An 18,306-nucleotide genomic window follows, 5' to 3' on the forward strand; every position below is an offset into this window, starting at 1 on the left:
ACGGACGCGACAGGAGGATCGTCCTAGTCAGACGCGCAAGACAGTGAGAGAGTCACGGTATGTGTCTTCACAACGAGGAGGCCGGCGTGTCCGACCCAAACAGGAACGATGTGATCGACTATCGCCCTTTCACCTCCGACGACATCGCCGCAGGGCATGCGTTATCCAGCGCCGTCCGATGGCGGCATCGTCCCGACGACTGGCGCTTCGCGGCGCGCATCGGCCAGGGCTTCGTCGCCGAAGACGCGAGCGGCGTGATCGGCACCGCGCTTGCCTGGCGCTTCGGGCGCGAGGCGGCGACGCTCGGCATGATCATCGTCGCGCCCGAGCGGCAGCGGCGCGGCGTGGGACGCAAGCTGATCGAGCTGCTGATCAATGAACTCGGCCCGCGCACGTTGCTGATTCATGCGAGCCCGGCGGGCGTGTCACTGTGTGAGAACCTCGGCTTTCAGCGCATCGGCACGATCAACCAGCATCAGGGCGCGGCGTTCCAGCCGCCGCTCGTTTCGCTGCCACCGGGCGAGCGGCTGCGCCCGCTCGGTGTCAACGACGCGCCGCGTCTCGTCGAACTCGCTTCGCGCGCAAGCGGACTGGACCGGCGTGAGCTACTGCCTGCGCTGCTCGATATCGCGAGCGGCATCGCGCTCGATCGCGACGGGGAATTGATCGGCTTTGCACTGTTCAGGCGTTTTGGCGACGGGCATGTGATCGGCCCCGTCGTCGCGCCCGATTCGCCCGACGCCAGCCGCGCCAAGGCGCTGATCAGTCACTGGCTCGCGCTGCATGCGGGAATGTTCGTGCGGATCGATACGCCCGTCGAGTTCGGGCTGTCGTCGTGGCTCGAAGGACTTGGGCTGCCGCATGTGGACAGCATCGAGAAGATGATGCGCAATGGACCGCTGCCTGTCGATGCGCAGTTGAAGCAGTTTGCGATTACGAGTCAGGCGGTGTGGTGAAGTACGGCGCGTAAAAAAGCCCGCTACGCTCGATACAGCAATCGAGCAGAGCGGGCCATATGAGCTTACTTCAATTCAACGCGCTTGATTTCTCCAACGATCACCAGGTAGCTGACGATCGCAACGAGCGCATTGCAGGCGACGAATACCAGCGCACCGCTAAACGACCCCGTCGCCTTGACGATGTAGCCGATGATGATCGGCGTCGTGATGGCGGCGACGTTGCCGAACATATTGAACATGCCGCCGCTCAGACCCGCGATCTGCTTTGGCGAGGTATCCGCAACGACCGCCCAGCCGAGCGCGCCCAGGCCCTTGCCGAAGAACGCAAACGCCATGATCGCAACCACGACGGCCGACGAATCCACGTAGTTGCACGCGATCATGCTGGTCGACAGCAGCATGCCCACGACGATCGGCACCTTGCGCGCGACGGTCAGCGAGCAGCCCTTGCGGATCAGGAAGTCGGAGAAGATGCCGCCGAGCACGCCGCCGACGAATCCGCACACGGCCGGCAATGCGGCGACAAAGCCCGCATTGAGAATGGACATGCCACGCTCTTTGACGAGATAGACGGGGAACCACGTCAGGAAGAAGTACGTGAGCGTGGTAATGCAATACTGGCTGATGTACACGCCGAGCAGCATCCGGTTGCTCAGCAATTGCTTGACGTAGGACGCTTTCGGCGCTTCGTTCGCGCTTTGCGCCGGAGCACTGGCGATCGTTGCGGCCTGATTCGCGGCGCGGCTCTTCTTCGGCTGGTCCATATCGATGAGCGCGCCGCCTTCCTTGATATGGTCGAGTTCTGCGCGGCTGATGCGGGGATGGTCCTTCGGGCTGTAGACCGTCTTCATCCAGACGAGGCTCACGACGATGCCCACTGCCCCCATGAAATAGAACACATACGGCCAGCCGAAACGATGCGTGACCCAGCCCATGATCGGCGCGAACAACACTGTCGCGAAGTACTGCGCGGAGTTGAAAATGGCCGACGCCGTGCCGCGCTCCGCAGCGGGAAACCACGAAGCGACGATGCGGCCATTGGCAGGAAATGACGGCGCTTCGGCGAGGCCCACCAGAAAGCGCAGCGCAAACAGCGTGGTGACGGCGACTGAGACGCTCAGAAAGGTCACCGTGCCCTGCATGACCGTGAACAGCGACCAGATGAAAATGCTGGCCGCGTAGACGCGCTTCGATCCGAAGCGGTCGAGCAGCCACCCGCCCGGCAACTGGCCGATCACATACGACCAGCCGAACGCGGAGAAGATGAAGCCCATGGCCACTGCATCCAGACCGAGGTCTTTCGACATCGATGTGCCCGCCATCGATAGCGTTGCACGGTCTGCATAGTTGACGGCCGTGACGAAGAACAGCATCGCGACGATCCCGTAGCGGATGCGGGTTCGCCGCTCAGCGGTCACGCCTTGCACAACGTTGGCCATGTCATGTCTCCTCTTCGCGCACCAGCGTTCAGCCGGCAAGATTGCGCAACCCGGCGAGTGCAACGAATGCGGAAACGCACTCCTCGCCTCATAGGTTGTCTGACGACAGATTGAAGCGCTGCACCATTTTTGGCAATCCGGCGTTTACCCTGGCGGGCCTCCGTAGCCTTGGCTATTCATGCACTGACTGGCATATTCAGGCCGTGGGCTGCTCGCCCGCAAAGACTTAAAAATTGCATCCCCAGACGAATGTTGTACGACGACGTATTTCGATTCGCGAGTCACGCCAATGAAGCCCACATCACCGCCCGTGCCTTAAAATTGCGCGATGGAATCGACCAGCCCTATCATTCGCCCCTTATGCGCCAGCGACGCCGCCGCCTACGCGTCGCTGCGCTTGTGCGCGATCGGCGAAGCGCCGGAAACCTTTCTGTCGACACGCGAAGAAGAAGAAAAACGAACGATCGGTGAGATCGAGGCGCGCATCTGTGCGACGGCGAATCAGGTGGTGTTCGGCGCTTTTGCCGGCGAGACGCTCGTGGCCGTTGCGGGATTGCGGCGTTATCCGCTGCGTCCGGTGCAGCAAAAGGGCTTTCTGTGGGGGCTGTTCGTCGTGCATGCGCACCGAAGGAGCGGCATCGCGCGGCGACTGATCTCGACTGCCGTCGATCAGGCACGCGCGATGGGCCTGACCCAGATCGCGCTCAATACGGGCGTGGAGAACGCCAGCGCAATTGCGTTGTACCGCGCGACGGGCTTTGAAGCGGTGGAAGTCGAACCCTGCGAAGATGCGATCGACGATGACACGGATCGCGAAGTCGAGATGATTTTGCGGATCGGTTGAACGGGTTGTGGTGCGCGTCAGTTGTCGATAAACGACCGCAGCATTCGGTTGAACGCGCCCGGATTCGCGACGTTCATGCCGTGCGAGGCGCCCGCTATCGTGCCTCGTTGCGCGAGATAGATCCAGCCTTCGAGGCTCTCGACGTTATTGCGAAACATGCGCGGACTCTTCTGGCCGTCGATCAGCAGTGTCCGGCAGGTCACCTGTGACGCCGTATCGCGCGAATAGGCGGGCAGCGGATCGAGAAACTGCTTGGGCAGCGTGCTGGCGTTGTCGATTGCCATCATACGGAATGCGTCGGTACTCTTTTTCCAGGCACCCGGCGCACTGACGGAATCGACGAACAGTTCGAGGCCAGGCTCCACGACGCCCTCCTGAATCATGCCCGCCACCTTGGCACGCAATGCGTTCATCGCCGAGGGCAATGACGCTTCGCGCATGCCGTCCAGTTGCAACGGCCCCCCCGGATCGGCGAGCGTCAAGGTTTTGACGAGACGCGGATAGTCGCGCGCAAGCTGGAATGCGATGCATCCGCCGCGCGAATGGCCGACGAGGTGGACGGGCGCGAGATCCATCGCCACGATGAATTCCGCCAGCTCGCTGACGTGTTCCTGCCAGCCGAACTCGTTCTGGATGCACGCTTCGGCCGCGGGCCAATAGTGACTGAGGCTCGGCGCGATACAGCGAAAATGCGCGGACAACGGCGCGATCTGCGCGTCCCAATAGCGGTAATCGCAGAGTGAACCATGCACGAACACGACGGGCTCGCCCACGCCCCGCTCGACGTAGGGAATGCAGATGCCCGATGCGACGGTCGCAAAACTCAGCTGGGGATCGGCGAGCAATGCGGGATCGGTTCGCATGTTCATGGCAGTCACTACCTCGCGTGTATCGTGGTGTGGCTACTATGCAGGATTTTCTGGCGTAAGAAAAACGCGTAATCTGGATCGGAACGATCAGGTTTTCTGATAGCGCGATCGGGGCGAGCGATGCCGCGCGAATCGGCGTCGTTTGCAGGCTAGCAGAAGCGCTTGTGTGCAGTTGTCGGCGCTCGCGCGCTCAGGTTCAAGCGCAGCCACACCATGACCATCGTGATGTGTTCGAATTCGTCCTTCCGTGGTTTCCCGATATCGACACTATGTGCCGCGCGTTAGCAGGCAAGACACTCAACGAGTAGCCACGAACACTGATCGTCGCTTCAGAATTGGGCCGTCATCTGAAATCCCACTGTCACGCGAGCTGTTGGGAACCCGGCCGGCTTGTAAATGGGCGTACCTGCAAACAGGTCATACGCAAAGCCTGCAATACGTGTCGGCAGGCTGCCGCGAATGCCGATTACAGCACCCGCCAGTTGTGTGCCGGCGAGAAACGCCGTGTTAGGCCCATACACGTGCCCATAGTCGATTCCCGCATAGAGCGCCTGCCCCGTCTGTCCGATAGCCCATTGCAGTTCATTTCGCCAGTAAAACCCCTTTTCCGCCGCGAGCATCGTCTCGCCATCGAAACCGCGAACCGTATACCGGCTGCCGATAGTCAGGTCGTCGATATAGAACAAGGTGTCGTTCGTGAACTGGCCGTGCACTGTGCTCACGTACCGGAAGTTCTGCTTTGCAACGGCGAAAGGTACGGAAAGATTCGCGTCGACCACGGCCATATGGAAGCGATACGTCGGACCATCAGGATACGGATCCGACGTCGCGCCCAGACCGCCGACGCCCTGACGATACGCAAGCGTGCCGTCGAATTGCGCAGCACCAAAGTAATGACGATCTGTCAGGCCCGCTTCGATGAAGGTGTTGTCGCGCTTCTGTGTCGGGATGCTTGTGTCGTCGATGAAGCTCTCGCCGAAGCGCTTCGATAACTGAAGCTGCATACCGAACACATCGTTCTGGCTGCGAGACAGAACTCGCGCCAGCCTGAACGCTGCAGTCTGCGAATTGCCGCTCGACACGAACGTCTGGTTCACGCCAGCGATCTGCTCGTAGTAGGTATTGGTGTTGCCCGAGAGCGTCGCTGTCCAGTAACCCCATGGCACGGAGTAAGAGCCATTGAATCCATGCGAGCCCAAACGCTTGTCGCCCAACTCGAGATCCTGATTGGCACTCAATGCGAGCACGTCGTTAAGACCCAGTGGATTGTCGAGGCCCAGGCTCAGATTGCCCTGCAGTTTGCCCGTCGCGCGCGTGCCCGAGTTGTCGACGGATGCGACGACACTCCATGGCTTGGTGCGCTTTACGTCGATCACCACATCGCTTTCTCCAGGCGATGAAGTTGGCTCGATCTTCATGTTCACGTCCTGACTCGCGACGCGCTTCATCTGTTCGAGGCCCTGTTCGAGATCGCGCAGATTCAACATATCGCCATCGCGAGCGGGGAATGCAGATTTCCATGTCCCACGCGTGTCCGGACTGGCGAAGCGCAGGTGACGCACGACTCCGGGTACGAGTGCGACCCTTAGCGTGCCTTTCGATACGTCCTGCTCGGGCAGCAACACGCGGGTCGTGATGTACCCGCGACTCAGGAGGAGTTGCTGCACGCCCTTGGTGAGAATGTCGAAGCCCTGCTTTCCGATGCATTGACCCGCGTAGTGATTGAGCCATTCCCGCGCGAATGCAAAGCGGTCGAGTGGCAAAGCTGATGCGCCCTGCTTGCGGATCGCATCGGGTAATGTGTCGGGCACGTCGAGCGCGAATGTATCGATACGAAAGCATGGCGATTCGGCGGGAAGCACGGGAAAGCCGTCGGCCTTCGGCGCAGTCGAGCGTACTGCCGGCGCGTTGACCGCCTGGGCTCGCTGTTGTGCGTCGCGTTGCTGCTGCACCTGCTGATTCTGTTCAGCGTTCGCGCGTGCAGCGGCAACCGTGTCTGCAGGAGTTGGCGCCTGCTGCGCCTGGCCCGTTAGTGATATCAGGGCTGTGAGCGGGAGTGCCGCCAGCCTCTTTCTGGTTTTCATTACTTGCGTGTATGGCGTGTAGCGGAAAGGCGGGAGATACGTGTGCCCGCCTTACCTATGCGTCGTTCAGGGACCAGTCTTGACCGGCCGGGCGGCTCGCACGGCGTCATCATCCGGGCATTTCGATGCAGGTGAGAGCTTCACGGGTTCGTCCATGCCGTGACCATCGATGCGGCGAGCCGAAAGCCAGCACTGTCTGCCGTTGGAATCCTGGAAGACGTCGTAGTCCTGGCCCGCGACGGGTGTGAAGGTCATCGCAGGCGGTGAGCAGGAGTAGGAAACGGTCCCAGTCGACGAATGTACATTCGACGAAATCGTGAGTGGCTTTCCTGCTTCAACGACATATTCCTTGATCATGTCCTTGAAGTTCAAACCCTCTACACGCATAAAGGAACGTGGACTGGATGGCATGCCGATGGTCACGCTATGTGACGAGTACTTCCAGGCAGCGAGATATCCATCGTCTACCTCAATTGCATCAGGGTCATTCTCCCAGGCACTGCGGTAGCAGACGCTGTTCGGTCGGAAAGACGTGCTTTTCGTGCCGTTTCCGGTTAGAAATCGGATGCGAGATGAAACCGCTGGATCGTACCTCGGACTTGTTTCCGTCACGTGATGCGCGGGTTGGAGAAACGTGCACGCTGAGACTGAGGCGACGACAGCTACTGTGAAGAGCGCCGCGGCTGCTCTGTGCGATGCGAAAAACATTATTCTTCCCCGAAACTTGGTTTATTTGTATAAAGTGGCTTTGGGTCACTTTGTTGTCGTGCGTGCGTCATTCGCTTCGACATTGACGTAAGAGGTGTCGGCAGCGGAACAGAACAGCTGGCGACGCTCACATGCCCGCGCTGTCCCAATGTCAGAAACGATCGATTAACTTACTTTACGACGCTAAACTCGTCTGCACTTAGGATTGAAACCCGGTGAGTGGCTGATGACACCGTATTCCACGCGCGACAAAGTCGCGGTAAAAAAGAGAGATTCTTACTCGCAAGGACACGCTCCGAGTCGTAGTCTTCGCAGCGCCGGCCATTCTTTTTCATCGTGGGTAATTCATTAATCTACGGCAAGATCGAGCGATTCTTTAAGCGGCTTTAGCGAAATTTGATGCAAGTAATACCGGCTTGCTGTGGGCGCAATTCCTTTAACTTGACCGGTTTGACCGGCAGACCATCTGCATCGACCTCCACCACACTCACGATGCATTGTCGGTCATGTATGTGGATCATCGACTGCAGGAAAGGGACACCCGGATCGGATGGCTTGTGACCCTCCACAGCCACCAGCCGGTAATGAACGTCTCTCTGCGGCGTGAACGTAGCAGGCAGCATGCATACGTTCTCCTCGTAGGAGATCACGAGTGGTTTGTCAGGGACAACCTTCACAGGCATCGCACCCGGGCTGCCATCGACGTAGGTCTTGCCTGCGTAGCAACCTTTCTCGTTCAAGGTCAGGAGATAGACGGCCTTGCTTTGAATCTGAAGTTCTGCAGATGGCTCCGAGTCCTTGGGAAAAGGATACGGATGGCCTACAGTGCTGCATCCAGTCAGCGACAAGGCTGCATAAAATGTAAATAATTTCCAGTGCATTGTATCTTATAGATTGATCGAAATTCTTCTTCTCGCACCGTGCGTCACACGCCCCCACGAGCTTCTTTCGCGAATCACATTTTTCTTCAGTTATCGGACATCATTGAGCAACCCAATACTTCCCCTCAAAAATCTTTAAGATAATGCGTTCCGTGGCGGTCGCGCATGGCGCACACCGACTCGTACTGAAATGAAAGCACCCACCTGGAGAAAACGATCTCATCTATGGTACGCAGAAAGTCGTGCAGTTGCGAACTACAATCTGCAAGTCGGTCATTGACATAGACAAATACGATCCTGCTTCCCACTGCCCAATCTCCATGGAAATCCTCTGCTTTGGGTTTTCCCTCTAACGCCGAACATTCTTCGTACGAGTAAAACATATTGGAAATAGGAAAATTTCCGTGGATTTTCGGCTGCTTGTCCAGAATCGCAGTCGCACCTGTACTTTCGAGGATCCTGACAATTTTCGCGGATTCGACTCCACGCTCGATTTCAAGCACCATCATGATCGACATACCCTATTCCCCCAATACCGTAACAACACCATTTTTGCCTGCTGCGTGTTGACAATGGTCGGCGAGTTGTTCAGGACCACGCCTGCCTTCGGCACGTCGAACCGGGTGTAGCCATTGATCGACACCCCCGCTGCCGAAGGGAGCGTGACGTTGACCTGCTGGATGCCGTTCGCGGTCTGGATGACCGTCGGCCGATGCGCGCCCGCGTTCGGGTCGGCGACGACCTGTGCGAACGCGGTCGACATGCCGACGACAATCACACCCGTCGCTGCGGCGACAGCTCGTAGCAACCACGGCGAAGAACTTCGCTCCGCGACGGATGCGACAGCAGTTGTTTCGCCCTGGTTCTTTTTTCCAGTCGCAGCGGCGGTTTCCTCGACTGCGACCAGCATTCCCCGGATCCGGCTGAATACCAGCCGGAAAGCTCTCTTGTTCATTTTTTATGCGTGCGGTAGTTCTGGAAAGCGCGCGCAATGTATCAGAAACATTTAGTAACAACTGTCAAATCATGCAAGCAATGCAACATCTCATGCGGATTGCATTTGGGAATCTAGAAGCGCTCTGGATGGCGCGGCGCAGCCCTTCGGGAGGAAAAGGCCGTAATTGATGGCGATGCCGTTCGGCCTCGCCGGTGGTCTGTTCGCGTGCGAGCCCGAACCGCGAATTGCGCGGAACTCAGGCGAAGGTCTGCTCGTTTTTAGATTGACGATGGTCCGCGCATTGACGCCGACGTTGGCGAGCCCTACTTCTGCGCTTCGCGCGTCGAAGTGATCGCTTCTACGATTCGTCGCGATGGTGTTTATGCACCGACTTCGTACGGCAACACCTGCTCCGTCTCATCAGGACGATTACGCGCAACAACCGCCCGCGCCGGCTCCGTCGTGCTGAGATTGAACGGCTGATGCGGCACGCCGGGCGGAATGAACAGAAAGTCCCCGGCTTCCGTCACGATCGACTGACGCAGGCCCGGCCCGTAACGCGTCTCCACACGCCCTTCGAGCACATAGATTCCCGTTTCATAACCGCAGTGAATGTGCGGCTCGGCGTGTCCGCCGGGCGGAACGACGACGAGATGCATCGACAGTCCCTGCGCGCCCGCCGTCGTTGAAGAAATGCCGACGAAGTACGGCAAGCGCTGCGTCGTGGCAATTTCCCTGTCGGGACGCACGACGACGAGTTGCGCGAGTTCGCGTTGTGAATCGTCTTCCATATGCGATTCTCCCGGTTCGGTGGGACGCTGGGTACTGAGAGATTCTACGCCGGAGCGTGACCGGAAAAGCCACGCAAGCCAAGCCTCATGAAGCATTCACTGAACATGCCACCGACAACGCCAGAGACTTGTTGCCGGTGTATAAGATTCGAAAAACAATCGAGGACATCCGCGGAGCCATCCAACATGAACAAACGACAGTTCCTGACCAGCGCCGCTGCCATCGGCGTCAGCGTCACGCCCGCACTCGGCGCGACGAATGCGAAAGCCACTGCATGCGCTGCGGCGCCCGCGCTACTCACCGTGTCCGGCGCGATCAAGCGCTCGAATCGCGGCCCACTCGATCCGGCATTCGATCCATTGATGGCCAAGCAACTCGTCAAATTCACGTCGGCTTATACCTTCGACTATCCGTCGCTCACGAGTCTGCCCGCCGTCACCATCAGGCCAATCATCGAATACGACGCGAAGCCGCACACGCTAAGCGGTCCATTGCTCGCCAATGTACTCGAGCAGGCCGGCGCACCCAGCGCGGGCGACACGAAGATTTCCTTGCGCGCCGTCGACGGCTATGTCGTGCTGACTACGCTCGACAACATTCGCGCATGGCGCTTCATCGTCGCGACGCATATGGACGGCAAGCCGATGCCGCTGGGCGGCCTCGGTCCGCTATGGGCGATCTACGATGCCGACAAGATCCCGGACCTCGCACCAAAGCCGCTCAAGGATCGCTTCGTATTGTCTCCGTGGGGCCTTTACCAGATCCAGGTATCCGAGACATAGGGACATGTTCATGCCGCTGCCTGCCCTGCATTGGCCAACGCGAGTGCGAGCCGCGCGCCGACCTCGGCGTTGTGCTTCACCAGCGCGATATTGGTCGCGAGACTGCGCCCGCCTGTCAGCGCCTTGATACGCGACAGCAGGAACGGCGTTACGGCTTTTCCCGTGATGCCTTGCGCAGCCGCTTCTTCGAGCGCCTGCCGGGTCAACGTGTCGATTTCTGCCGACGGCATCGCAGCGGCCTCGGGCACGGGCGTGCTCAACACGACGCCGCCCGCGAGGCCCAGGTCCCACTTGGCGCGAAGGAAACGCGCTTGCTCCGCTGCGTCATCGAGTCTGAAATCCGCGCGAAAGCCGCTGTCGCGCGTATAAAACGCAGCGAAATTGTCCTGCTCGCAACTGAGTACCGGCACGCCATGCGTTTCCAGATATTCCAGCGTGAGCCCGATGTCGAGAATCGATTTCGCGCCCGCGCAGACCACTGCGACCGACGTTTTCGCCAGTTCCTGCAGGTCGGCTGATATGTCGAAGGTTTCCGGCGCGCCGCGATGCACGCCGCCAATGCCGCCCGTGACGAACACTTCGATTCCCGCCAGCGCGGCGCAGATCATCGTGCCGGCCACCGTCGTCGCGCCGAGTTCGCCGCTTGCCAGCACGGCCGGCAGATCTCGGCGGCTGACCTTGTGCACATTGTCGGAGCGCGCAATCAGTTCGAGTTCGTCGTCCGACAGTCCAATGCGGATACGCCCGCCGATCAACGCGATCGTCGCGGGTTGCGCGCCGAGATCGCGGATCACCTGCTCCACTTCGCGCGCCGTGCGCACGTTCTGCGGATAAGGCATGCCGTGAGCGATGATCGTCGACTCCAGCGCGACTATCGGGCGGCCGGCCGCCCGCGCGGCGGCTACGGGTGCACTGAACGTCAACCACGAGCGTGCGGGGTTCGCATCCATGTCGATATGTTCCGCAATGTGATGCGCTCCAGTATGCAGCAGAATGCGCGCGCAGAATGACGGTGCAATATCGATGCCGCACGACCGATAGCCGCGCCCTTTGATCGCCATGCAACGCGTTGGCGCATATCATCATGATTCCGTCCATGCACGCCGCACGCGAGACGGAAAAGCACAGACGTTCATATGCAGAACGTGTCGGACGATCGATCTCGGCCGGGAGGTGCCATGCAGCCTGCAAGCGCAATCAATCTGCTCCAGACGAAAGAAGGTTCGCGCCTCCATGGCCCGGACCTCGCGCATTGGCGCCGCTGGGGACCGTATCTGAGCGACCGTCAATGGGGCACCGTGCGCGAGGACTACAGCGAATACGGCACTGCATGGGACTACTTTCCGCACGACCATGCGCGCAGCCGGATGTATCGCTGGGGCGAGGACGGCATCGCCGGCTTCGGCAACGATCCGCTCGACTGGTGCGTGTCGCTCGCACTCTGGAACGGACGCGACGCAATCATCAAGGAACGACTCTTCGGCCTGACGAACGCGCAGGGCAATCACGGCGAGGACGTGAAGGAGCTTTACTTCTATCTGGACGGCACGCCGACGCATTCGTACATGAAGATGCTCTACAAGTATCCTCACGACGCGTACCCGTACCAGGATCTGCTCGACGAAAACGCGCGGCGCGGTGCCGATCAGCCGGAATACGAAGTGCTCGATACGGGCGTGTTCGACGACGACCGCTATTTCGACGTGTGGGTCGAGTATGCGAAGCACACCCATGACGACATCGTCATGCGTGTGACCGTCGAGAACCGCTCGGATGTGCCCGGCACCCTGCACGTGCTGCCGCAGTTCTGGGCGCGCAACCGCTGGGCGTGGTCAGGCAAGCCCGGCAAGCCATCGCTGACGCTGGAGCCGAGTGCGGCAGAAGGCGCGCGGGTCATCGCCCGCAATCCCGCGCTGGACACGATGATCGTGACGGCAGCGGCGCAGCAGCCCATCGAATGGCTCTTCTGCGAAAACGAAACCAACGCGCGCCGCATTTTCGGCATCGACGGTGACGGGCCGTTCAAGGACGGTTTCAACGATTATCTCGTCGATGGCAATGAACACGCGATCCGGCGCGACAAAGGCACGCGCGCCGCCGCGCACGTGATTCTCCAGCTTGGCCCGCATGAACAGTCGGTGCTGTATCTGCGCTGGCGCCCCGAAGCCGCTGTCGAGACTGCGCCGCTCGACATGCCGGCGCTCTTTACGCGCCGCCAGGCGGAGGCCGATGAATTCTATGCAGCACTTCAGCACGATATTGCCGATGCCGACGCGCGTCTCGTGCAACGTCAGGCGCTTGCCGGAATGCTATGGTCGAAGCAGTACTACCAGTTCGACGTGACACGCTGGCACGACGGCGATCCCGGCCAGCCGGTGCCGCCGAAAGGCCGCAGGCGCGGCCGCAATGCGGACTGGCGACACATGTGCAATGGCGACATCGTGTCGATGCCCGACAAATGGGAGTACCCATGGTATGCATCATGGGACCTCGCGTTTCATGCGGTCGCGTTCGCCATCGTCGATCCCGACTTCGCGAAGAAGCAATTGCAACTGCTCGTGAAAGAGCGCTACATGCATCCGAATGGGCAACTGCCCGCCTACGAGTGGGCGTTCGGCGATGCGAATCCGCCTGTGCATGCGTGGGCAACGTGGCGCGTCTATGAACTGGATCGCGAGATTACGGGTGTCGGCGATCACGAGTTTCTCGAAGTGATGTTTCATAAGCTGCTGCTCAATTTCTCGTGGTGGGTCAACCGCAAGGACGCCGACGACCGCAATATCTTCCAGGGCGGGTTTCTCGGGCTCGACAACATCGGCATCTTCGATCGCTCTTCCCCGCTGCCGACGGGCGGCCGCATCGATCAGGCGGATGGCACCGCGTGGATGGCCTCCTATGCGCTCGACCTGATGCAGATCGGACTCGAACTCGCGATGACGAACACCGCCTATGTCGAAATTGCGGTGAAGTTCTTCGAGCACTTTCTGTATATCGCGGAAGCCGTCAGTTGCGGCGAGGTCTGCAATACAGGGCTATGGGACGGACGCGACGAATTCTTCTATGACGTGCTGCATTTGCCCGATGGAACGCGCGTACCGATGCGTATTCGTTCGATCGTCGGATTGATTCCGCTGTTCGCGGTGCACGTCCTCGACGAGCAGATACATGGCCATTTGCCGGGATTGCGCGAACGGCTCGCATGGTTTCTCGATCACCGGCCCAATCTGGCGAAACTCGTCTCGCGCTGGACGGAATCCGGCAAAGGCAACACGTCATTACTCTCGCTCTTGCGCGGACACAGAATGAAATCGCTGCTCAAGCGGGCGCTCGATGAAAACGAGTTTCTCTCTTCGTATGGCGTGCGGGCGCTCTCGCGTGTGCATCTCCATGAGCCGTATGTGTTCGATCATGATGGCGTGCATGTCTGCATCGAATATCAACCTGCTGAATCCGACTCGCGCGTGTTCGGCGGCAACTCCAACTGGCGCGGACCGGTGTGGATACCCGTCAACTATTTGCTGATCGAATCGCTATACGAGTTCCATCGCTACTATGGTGACGAGTTCCGCATCGAGCATCCGACAGGCTCAGAGCACTACTCTTCGCTCAGCGAAGTCGCCGACGATCTCGCGCGCCGCGTCACCACGCTCTTCATGAAGAACGAGCAAGGCGTGCGCCCCGTAATGGCCGCGTATCCGATGCTGCAAACGGACCCGCGTTCGCAGGATCTGATCCTGTTCCACGAGTACTTTCACGGCGACAACGGGCGCGGTGTGGGCGCCTCGCATCAGACGGGGTGGACGGGACTCGTTGCGTTACTGCTGCAACCGCGCATGATGAGGCTGTCTCATGTCTCGCCCGATGCGATGCCCGTTGCAACACCAATGAAGGAAGACACGATGGCTGCGGCGATGGGGCGTTAGCACGTCAGCGTTACAGCTATTAAAGAAACAAGGTTCTCCGATACTTCAAATCAAGGAGCAATGGATGGGTACTGAATCTCCTCCGGGTGAACTGGGTACTGCAGCGCCCGCGTTTTCGCTGCCCGCTACCGACGGCCGCACCTGTGCACTCGACGACGTACGCGGTCCGAAGGGACTCGTCGTGATCTTCATGTGCAACCATTGTCCGTACGTACGAGCCGCGTTGCCGCGCATCGTCCGCGAAGCGCGAGATCTGGCGACGCTGGGTATCGGCACCGTCGGGATCAATTCGAACGACAGCAAGACGTATCCGGAAGATTCGTTCGAGCGCATGGTCGCGCTGTCGGCCGAATGGCAACTGCCTTTCCCCTATCTGTTCGATGAAACGCAGCAGGTGGCGCGCGCCTATGACGCCGTCTGCACGCCGGAGTTTTACGGCTTCGATTCCGGGCTGCTACTGCGGTATCGCGGCAGACTGGATGCCTCGCGCAAGGACCCCGTTCCCGATGCGCGCCGCGACCTGTACGAAGCAATGCAACAGATCGCGCAGACGGGTGCCGCACCTGACACGCAGTATCCGGCCTTCGGATGTTCGATCAAGTGGAAGATGGAGTGACCTTGCGTTCTACATCCAGACTTGCATAAGTTGCGCTTCGCAACTATAGTGGTTGCGAAGCGCAACTACAGCAAAGATCATGGATATCATCGACACACCTACCCAATCGCGCGACTCGACCATCCTCGAACTGCGGGAGTTCTCGCGCAAGCTCGTGCGCGAACTGGGCTTCATGCGCTCCACGCTGGCGGACAGCGATCTAGCGCCGTCGGCCGTGCACGCCATTCTTGAGATCGGCGCGACGCCAGGCATTCAGGCGCGCGATCTCGCGCATCTGCTGCGGCTCGACAAGTCGAACGCGAGCAGGCAGGTCGCCAAGCTCGAAACAGCCGGACTGATCGAGCGCACTGCATCGAGCGGCGACGCGCGCTCGTCGGAGCTTTACCTGACCAAAGCGGGCCAGCAACTGCGCAAGAAGATCGACAAGTTCGCGACCGATCAGGTCTCGAGCGCGTTGCGCAAGCTTGCTCCATCCGATCAGCAGTCGTTGGTGCGCGCGCTCTCGCTGTACGCAAGCGCGCTCGAGCAGGACAACGACGCCAAAGAGCCGCAGCACGCTGCTGTATCTGGCCCGCAAATCGTCGAGGGCTATCAGCCCGGCTGCATTGGCGACGTTGCGAGTCTTCACGCGCGCTACTATTCGGAGCATTCCGGCTTTGGCGTGTACTTCGAAAAGCTCGTTGCAACAGGGCTCGCCGAGTTTGCCGAATTGCTGCCCGATCCGGACAGACAACTGTGGCTCGTGGTCGACAACGGGCGAACGCTGGCATCGATCGCCATCGACGGAAACGCGAAGACACGCGTTGCACATTTGCGCTGGTTCATCGTCGACGATTCGCTGCGCGGCTTGGGCATCGGCAGGCAACTGATGACGCGCGCGATGGCGTTCGTCGACGAACGCTTCGACGAAACCTACTTGTGGACGTTCAAGGGCCTCGATGCCGCGCGTCATTTGTATGAAGCATTCGGCTTCCAGTTGGCCGAGGAGGCCGAGGGCACGCAATGGGGAGAGGCTGTCGTCGAGCAGCACTTCGTCCGGCGCAAAGCGTCGGCTAAACGGTCGCGCGCTAAAGCAGATTGAAGCGCGCAAGTTCTTCCGACAGTGCGTCAGCGCTCGTGAACTTGTAGGCATGCAGCCCTGCATCGATGGCGCCCGTGACGTTGGCATCGGAGTCGTCGATAAAGAGCGTTGCGTCCGCATCGACGCCAAGCTGACGAACGCAGCCCAGATACGCCTGCGCAGCGGGTTTCGCGGCGCCGAATGCCGCCGACGGATAAACGTGCGGGCCGAATAGCCGCGCGACGGGCGGATTGAGATAGCCGATATGGTCGGTGACGAGCCGGCAATTGTTGGTCAACACGGCGATCGAATGGTGATCCGCCACTTGAGCCGCAAGCGCTAACGTTTCCGCATCCGGCGTGATCGATGCATGCCGCGCCGTCAGCCAGTCGTCACGGCTGACGGCGCAGCCCAGCATATTGCCCAGTTCGCGCAGATACGCGTCATCGGTAATCTCACCGGCATCGGCACGCGCTTCGAGGCCCGACTCCCAGATCGCATGGCGCACGGCTTCGGGCGGCTTGCCCGTCAGTTGCGCCATACGTTGCGCGCGTGCCGCGCGATCGTAATGCGACAGCACACCTTCCATATCGAATAGCACGAGCTTGATCGATGACCGCATGGTGCCGGCTCCGCGTCAAAAGGATCCACACAGTGAGCGCATCCCGCCGTGCGGCGCGAATGCGCGACGCTCTGATTGTGCCTTGATGTGCAGGCGGCCTGCTAGTCGTCAAAAAATGCGCTACGGCACCCGATATAACTCGAGCTAGATCAATACCGTGACCGACTCCATCGCGCGGCGGATCTCAGCGATATGACTCCACTTGTCGTCGCGCACTGCATCGATCAGGCAATCGATAAAGCAACGTGAAGCCACATCGGACGGCTCACCGGCGCGCGTTATGATCCCGACCATCGATTCATCGAGCGGTTCGCGCAACGGCAATGCGCACAACCCGTCGCGTGCGGCGCACAACTCGACGAGCGGCCACGGAAAGATGCTCAGCATATCGCTGTTCTTAAGAAGCGGAATGGCCACAGACAGCGAATGCAAATAGTGAATGCTCGCAGGGGCGGGCAAGCCGTATCGCTGGAACATGCGGTACGGCGCTTGCCCTTCTGTTTCGGGGTCGACTGCAACGAGCCAGTCGAGATCGAGCAGTTCCGAAAGCGTGCGGCAATCTGCTTGAGGGTGGCCGCGGCGGGCGACGACCGCACGACTCGATGCGAAAAGAGGCTGGTAGGCGAACTCTGGTGTCACGACTCCCGGCGTCTGTCTGCCTATATAGATATCGAGGCTGCCATCACGGAGCCGCGGATTCGCGATCGCGAGCAAACCTTCGAAGAGTTCCAGTTGAACATCCGGCATGCGTTGTCGAAACCGCGCGACTGTGTCCGGCAAGAACGTGAGCGCCACCCACGCAGTCACGGCCACTGAAAGGCGCTTGCGGCCTAGCCCACGCCGCGCATCGACGGCTTCATAGGCACGGGCCATCTGCGAAACGATCAGGCGCGCATGAACGAGCAGCGCCTGTCCCGCTCCCGTCAGTGTCACGCCCGATGGCGTACGTAGAACGAGCTGTACCTGGACAGTCTGTTCGAGCAATTGAAGGCTTTGCGTAACGGCCGCTGGTGATGAATCGAGTAAGCGCGCCGCGCCGCGAATGCTACCCGTATCCGCTATCGCGACGAGCGCGCGCAACTGGTGAGTCTTCATGCAATCTCCGAGCAATGGGCTTGATAGGGTGAACCGTTCAGGGTTGCTTTACGCGTTCACCTTTAACACCCGTTTACCAATGCCCTCTTCTGTTTTATGTTCTTGCGCGATTAAACGACTCGCAAGTTCGCGCGTCTTTTCCCTCTAACGACTGTAAGAGGTTCTTATCTGCGCGTTTTTTATCCTACGTCAAATTCTGAGTGCCATTTCAAGAATTGATATTGCACAAGAATAACTTCGTCGCCAATGGTTTGCTCATGAGTTAGTGGATATTTGTAGTTGTTTGACAATAAGGAACTGGTTAGTCCAGATTCAACGTGTCATAGTGTGCCATATTTCAACGTCAATTAATCAATGTACGGACAATACATTCTTATTAAGCATTCCCCTAAAAATCACAGAGTTAAAGAAATTAAATCCCCTGGTGATTCTTAGAGTTTCGTCTGAATTCTCATTTTTCAGTTTATTGCCCACTTGCGTCGTGGCTGATATGGGGTGTACTGAAATGAAATGGCTTCTTACGCTGATGATGTGCGCGTTTCTGGCTGCCGGTGACGGACGCGATTCATCACCCGTAAAGTCCGGAAGTAATCTGCCTTCTATCCTGGCATCAAGCGGAGTCACAGGGAATCCCGTCACGCTCGCTTTTTTCGGACACGTCTTTCAGGCCGCCGTCACCAACGATGACAAACATG

The 18,306-nt window shown here is 59.4% G+C and carries 17 protein-coding genes; 6 read left to right on the forward strand and 11 right to left on the reverse strand.

What is annotated here, in order from left to right; all coding sequences use genetic code 11:
- Window positions 1-59 precede the first annotated feature (59 nt).
- Window positions 60-956: a GNAT family N-acetyltransferase gene (locus tag PPGU16_RS36645; RefSeq protein WP_180725710.1), complete on the forward strand. Its 897-nt coding sequence runs from the start codon at window positions 60-62 to the stop codon at window positions 954-956.
- 65 nt (window positions 957-1,021) lie between these two features.
- Here PPGU16_RS36645 and PPGU16_RS36650 read toward each other — a convergent pair whose 3' ends face one another.
- Window positions 1,022-2,398: an MFS transporter gene (locus tag PPGU16_RS36650; protein ID WP_180725711.1), complete on the reverse strand. Its 1,377-nt coding sequence runs from the start codon at window positions 2,396-2,398 to the stop codon at window positions 1,022-1,024.
- Window positions 2,399-2,726: 328 nt separating this feature from the next.
- Here PPGU16_RS36650 and PPGU16_RS36655 point away from each other — a divergent pair, with 328 nt between their 5' ends.
- A complete protein-coding gene (locus PPGU16_RS36655) occupies window positions 2,727-3,242 on the forward strand; it encodes a GNAT family N-acetyltransferase (protein ID WP_180725712.1) in 516 nt (171 codons plus the stop codon).
- 17 nt (window positions 3,243-3,259) lie between these two features.
- On the opposite strand, the gene PPGU16_RS36660 is transcribed toward PPGU16_RS36655, so the two are convergent.
- The 7 genes from PPGU16_RS36660 to PPGU16_RS36690 all read right to left on the reverse strand — a co-directional run bounded on the left by PPGU16_RS36660 (window position 3,260) and on the right by PPGU16_RS36690 (window position 9,512).
- A complete protein-coding gene (locus PPGU16_RS36660; RefSeq protein WP_180725713.1) occupies window positions 3,260-4,111 on the reverse strand; it encodes an alpha/beta fold hydrolase in 852 nt (283 codons plus the stop codon).
- Window positions 4,112-4,440: 329 nt separating this feature from the next.
- Window positions 4,441-6,195, reverse strand: a complete 1,755-nt coding sequence (locus PPGU16_RS36665; protein ID WP_180725714.1) for a ShlB/FhaC/HecB family hemolysin secretion/activation protein — start codon at window positions 6,193-6,195, stop codon at window positions 4,441-4,443.
- 66 nt (window positions 6,196-6,261) lie between these two features.
- Window positions 6,262-6,618 (reverse strand): hypothetical protein, encoded by a 357-nt coding sequence (locus PPGU16_RS42810; protein WP_243460682.1) that lies wholly within the window; start codon window positions 6,616-6,618, stop codon window positions 6,262-6,264.
- 671 nt (window positions 6,619-7,289) lie between these two features.
- Window positions 7,290-7,784 (reverse strand): hypothetical protein, encoded by a 495-nt coding sequence (locus PPGU16_RS36675; protein WP_180725716.1) that lies wholly within the window; start codon window positions 7,782-7,784, stop codon window positions 7,290-7,292.
- 125 nt (window positions 7,785-7,909) lie between these two features.
- Window positions 7,910-8,302 carry a hypothetical protein gene (locus PPGU16_RS36680; RefSeq protein ID WP_180725717.1) on the reverse strand — a complete coding sequence of 131 codons (393 nt, stop codon included), beginning with the start codon at window positions 8,300-8,302 and terminating at the stop codon, window positions 7,910-7,912.
- Window positions 8,290-8,694, reverse strand: coding sequence for a filamentous hemagglutinin N-terminal domain-containing protein (locus PPGU16_RS36685; RefSeq protein WP_243460683.1), 405 nt, complete (start codon window positions 8,692-8,694; stop codon window positions 8,290-8,292). The genes PPGU16_RS36680 and PPGU16_RS36685 overlap by 13 nt, the downstream gene beginning before the upstream one ends.
- A 407-nt stretch (window positions 8,695-9,101) precedes the next feature.
- Window positions 9,102-9,512 carry a cupin domain-containing protein gene (locus PPGU16_RS36690; RefSeq protein WP_180725719.1) on the reverse strand — a complete coding sequence of 137 codons (411 nt, stop codon included), beginning with the start codon at window positions 9,510-9,512 and terminating at the stop codon, window positions 9,102-9,104.
- Window positions 9,513-9,698: 186 nt separating this feature from the next.
- Between PPGU16_RS36690 and PPGU16_RS36695 the strand changes: the two genes are divergently transcribed.
- Window positions 9,699-10,295, forward strand: coding sequence for a putative pterin-binding protein (locus PPGU16_RS36695; RefSeq protein WP_180725720.1), 597 nt, complete (start codon window positions 9,699-9,701; stop codon window positions 10,293-10,295).
- A gap of 8 nt (window positions 10,296-10,303) precedes the next feature.
- Here PPGU16_RS36695 and PPGU16_RS36700 read toward each other — a convergent pair whose 3' ends face one another.
- Window positions 10,304-11,245, reverse strand: a complete 942-nt coding sequence (locus tag PPGU16_RS36700) for a pseudouridine-5'-phosphate glycosidase (RefSeq protein ID WP_180727198.1) — start codon at window positions 11,243-11,245, stop codon at window positions 10,304-10,306.
- 228 nt (window positions 11,246-11,473) lie between these two features.
- Here PPGU16_RS36700 and PPGU16_RS36705 point away from each other — a divergent pair, with 228 nt between their 5' ends.
- From PPGU16_RS36705 to PPGU16_RS36715, 3 genes are all read left to right on the forward strand, one after another.
- The gene (locus PPGU16_RS36705; protein ID WP_180725721.1) at window positions 11,474-14,218 is read left to right on the forward strand and encodes an MGH1-like glycoside hydrolase domain-containing protein; all 2,745 of its coding nucleotides are present in this window, start codon (window positions 11,474-11,476) and stop codon (window positions 14,216-14,218) included.
- A gap of 64 nt (window positions 14,219-14,282) precedes the next feature.
- Complete coding sequence (locus PPGU16_RS36710; protein ID WP_180725722.1) at window positions 14,283-14,834, forward strand: thioredoxin family protein; 552 nt, start codon at window positions 14,283-14,285, stop codon at window positions 14,832-14,834.
- A gap of 79 nt (window positions 14,835-14,913) precedes the next feature.
- Window positions 14,914-15,915 carry a bifunctional helix-turn-helix transcriptional regulator/GNAT family N-acetyltransferase gene (locus PPGU16_RS36715; protein ID WP_180725723.1) on the forward strand — a complete coding sequence of 334 codons (1,002 nt, stop codon included), beginning with the start codon at window positions 14,914-14,916 and terminating at the stop codon, window positions 15,913-15,915.
- Here the strand turns inward: PPGU16_RS36715 and PPGU16_RS36720 are convergent.
- Window positions 15,902-16,516: an HAD family hydrolase gene (locus PPGU16_RS36720; RefSeq protein ID WP_180725724.1), complete on the reverse strand. Its 615-nt coding sequence runs from the start codon at window positions 16,514-16,516 to the stop codon at window positions 15,902-15,904. The two genes, PPGU16_RS36715 and PPGU16_RS36720, sit on opposite strands and share 14 nt — an antisense overlap.
- 144 nt (window positions 16,517-16,660) lie before the next feature.
- The gene (locus PPGU16_RS36725) at window positions 16,661-17,611 is read right to left on the reverse strand and encodes a LysR substrate-binding domain-containing protein (RefSeq protein ID WP_180725725.1); all 951 of its coding nucleotides are present in this window, start codon (window positions 17,609-17,611) and stop codon (window positions 16,661-16,663) included.
- Window positions 17,612-18,306: the final 695 nt, after the last annotated feature.

This window comes from Paraburkholderia largidicola (assembly GCF_013426895.1).
In the GTDB taxonomy this organism is placed as follows: domain Bacteria; phylum Pseudomonadota; class Gammaproteobacteria; order Burkholderiales; family Burkholderiaceae; genus Paraburkholderia; species Paraburkholderia largidicola.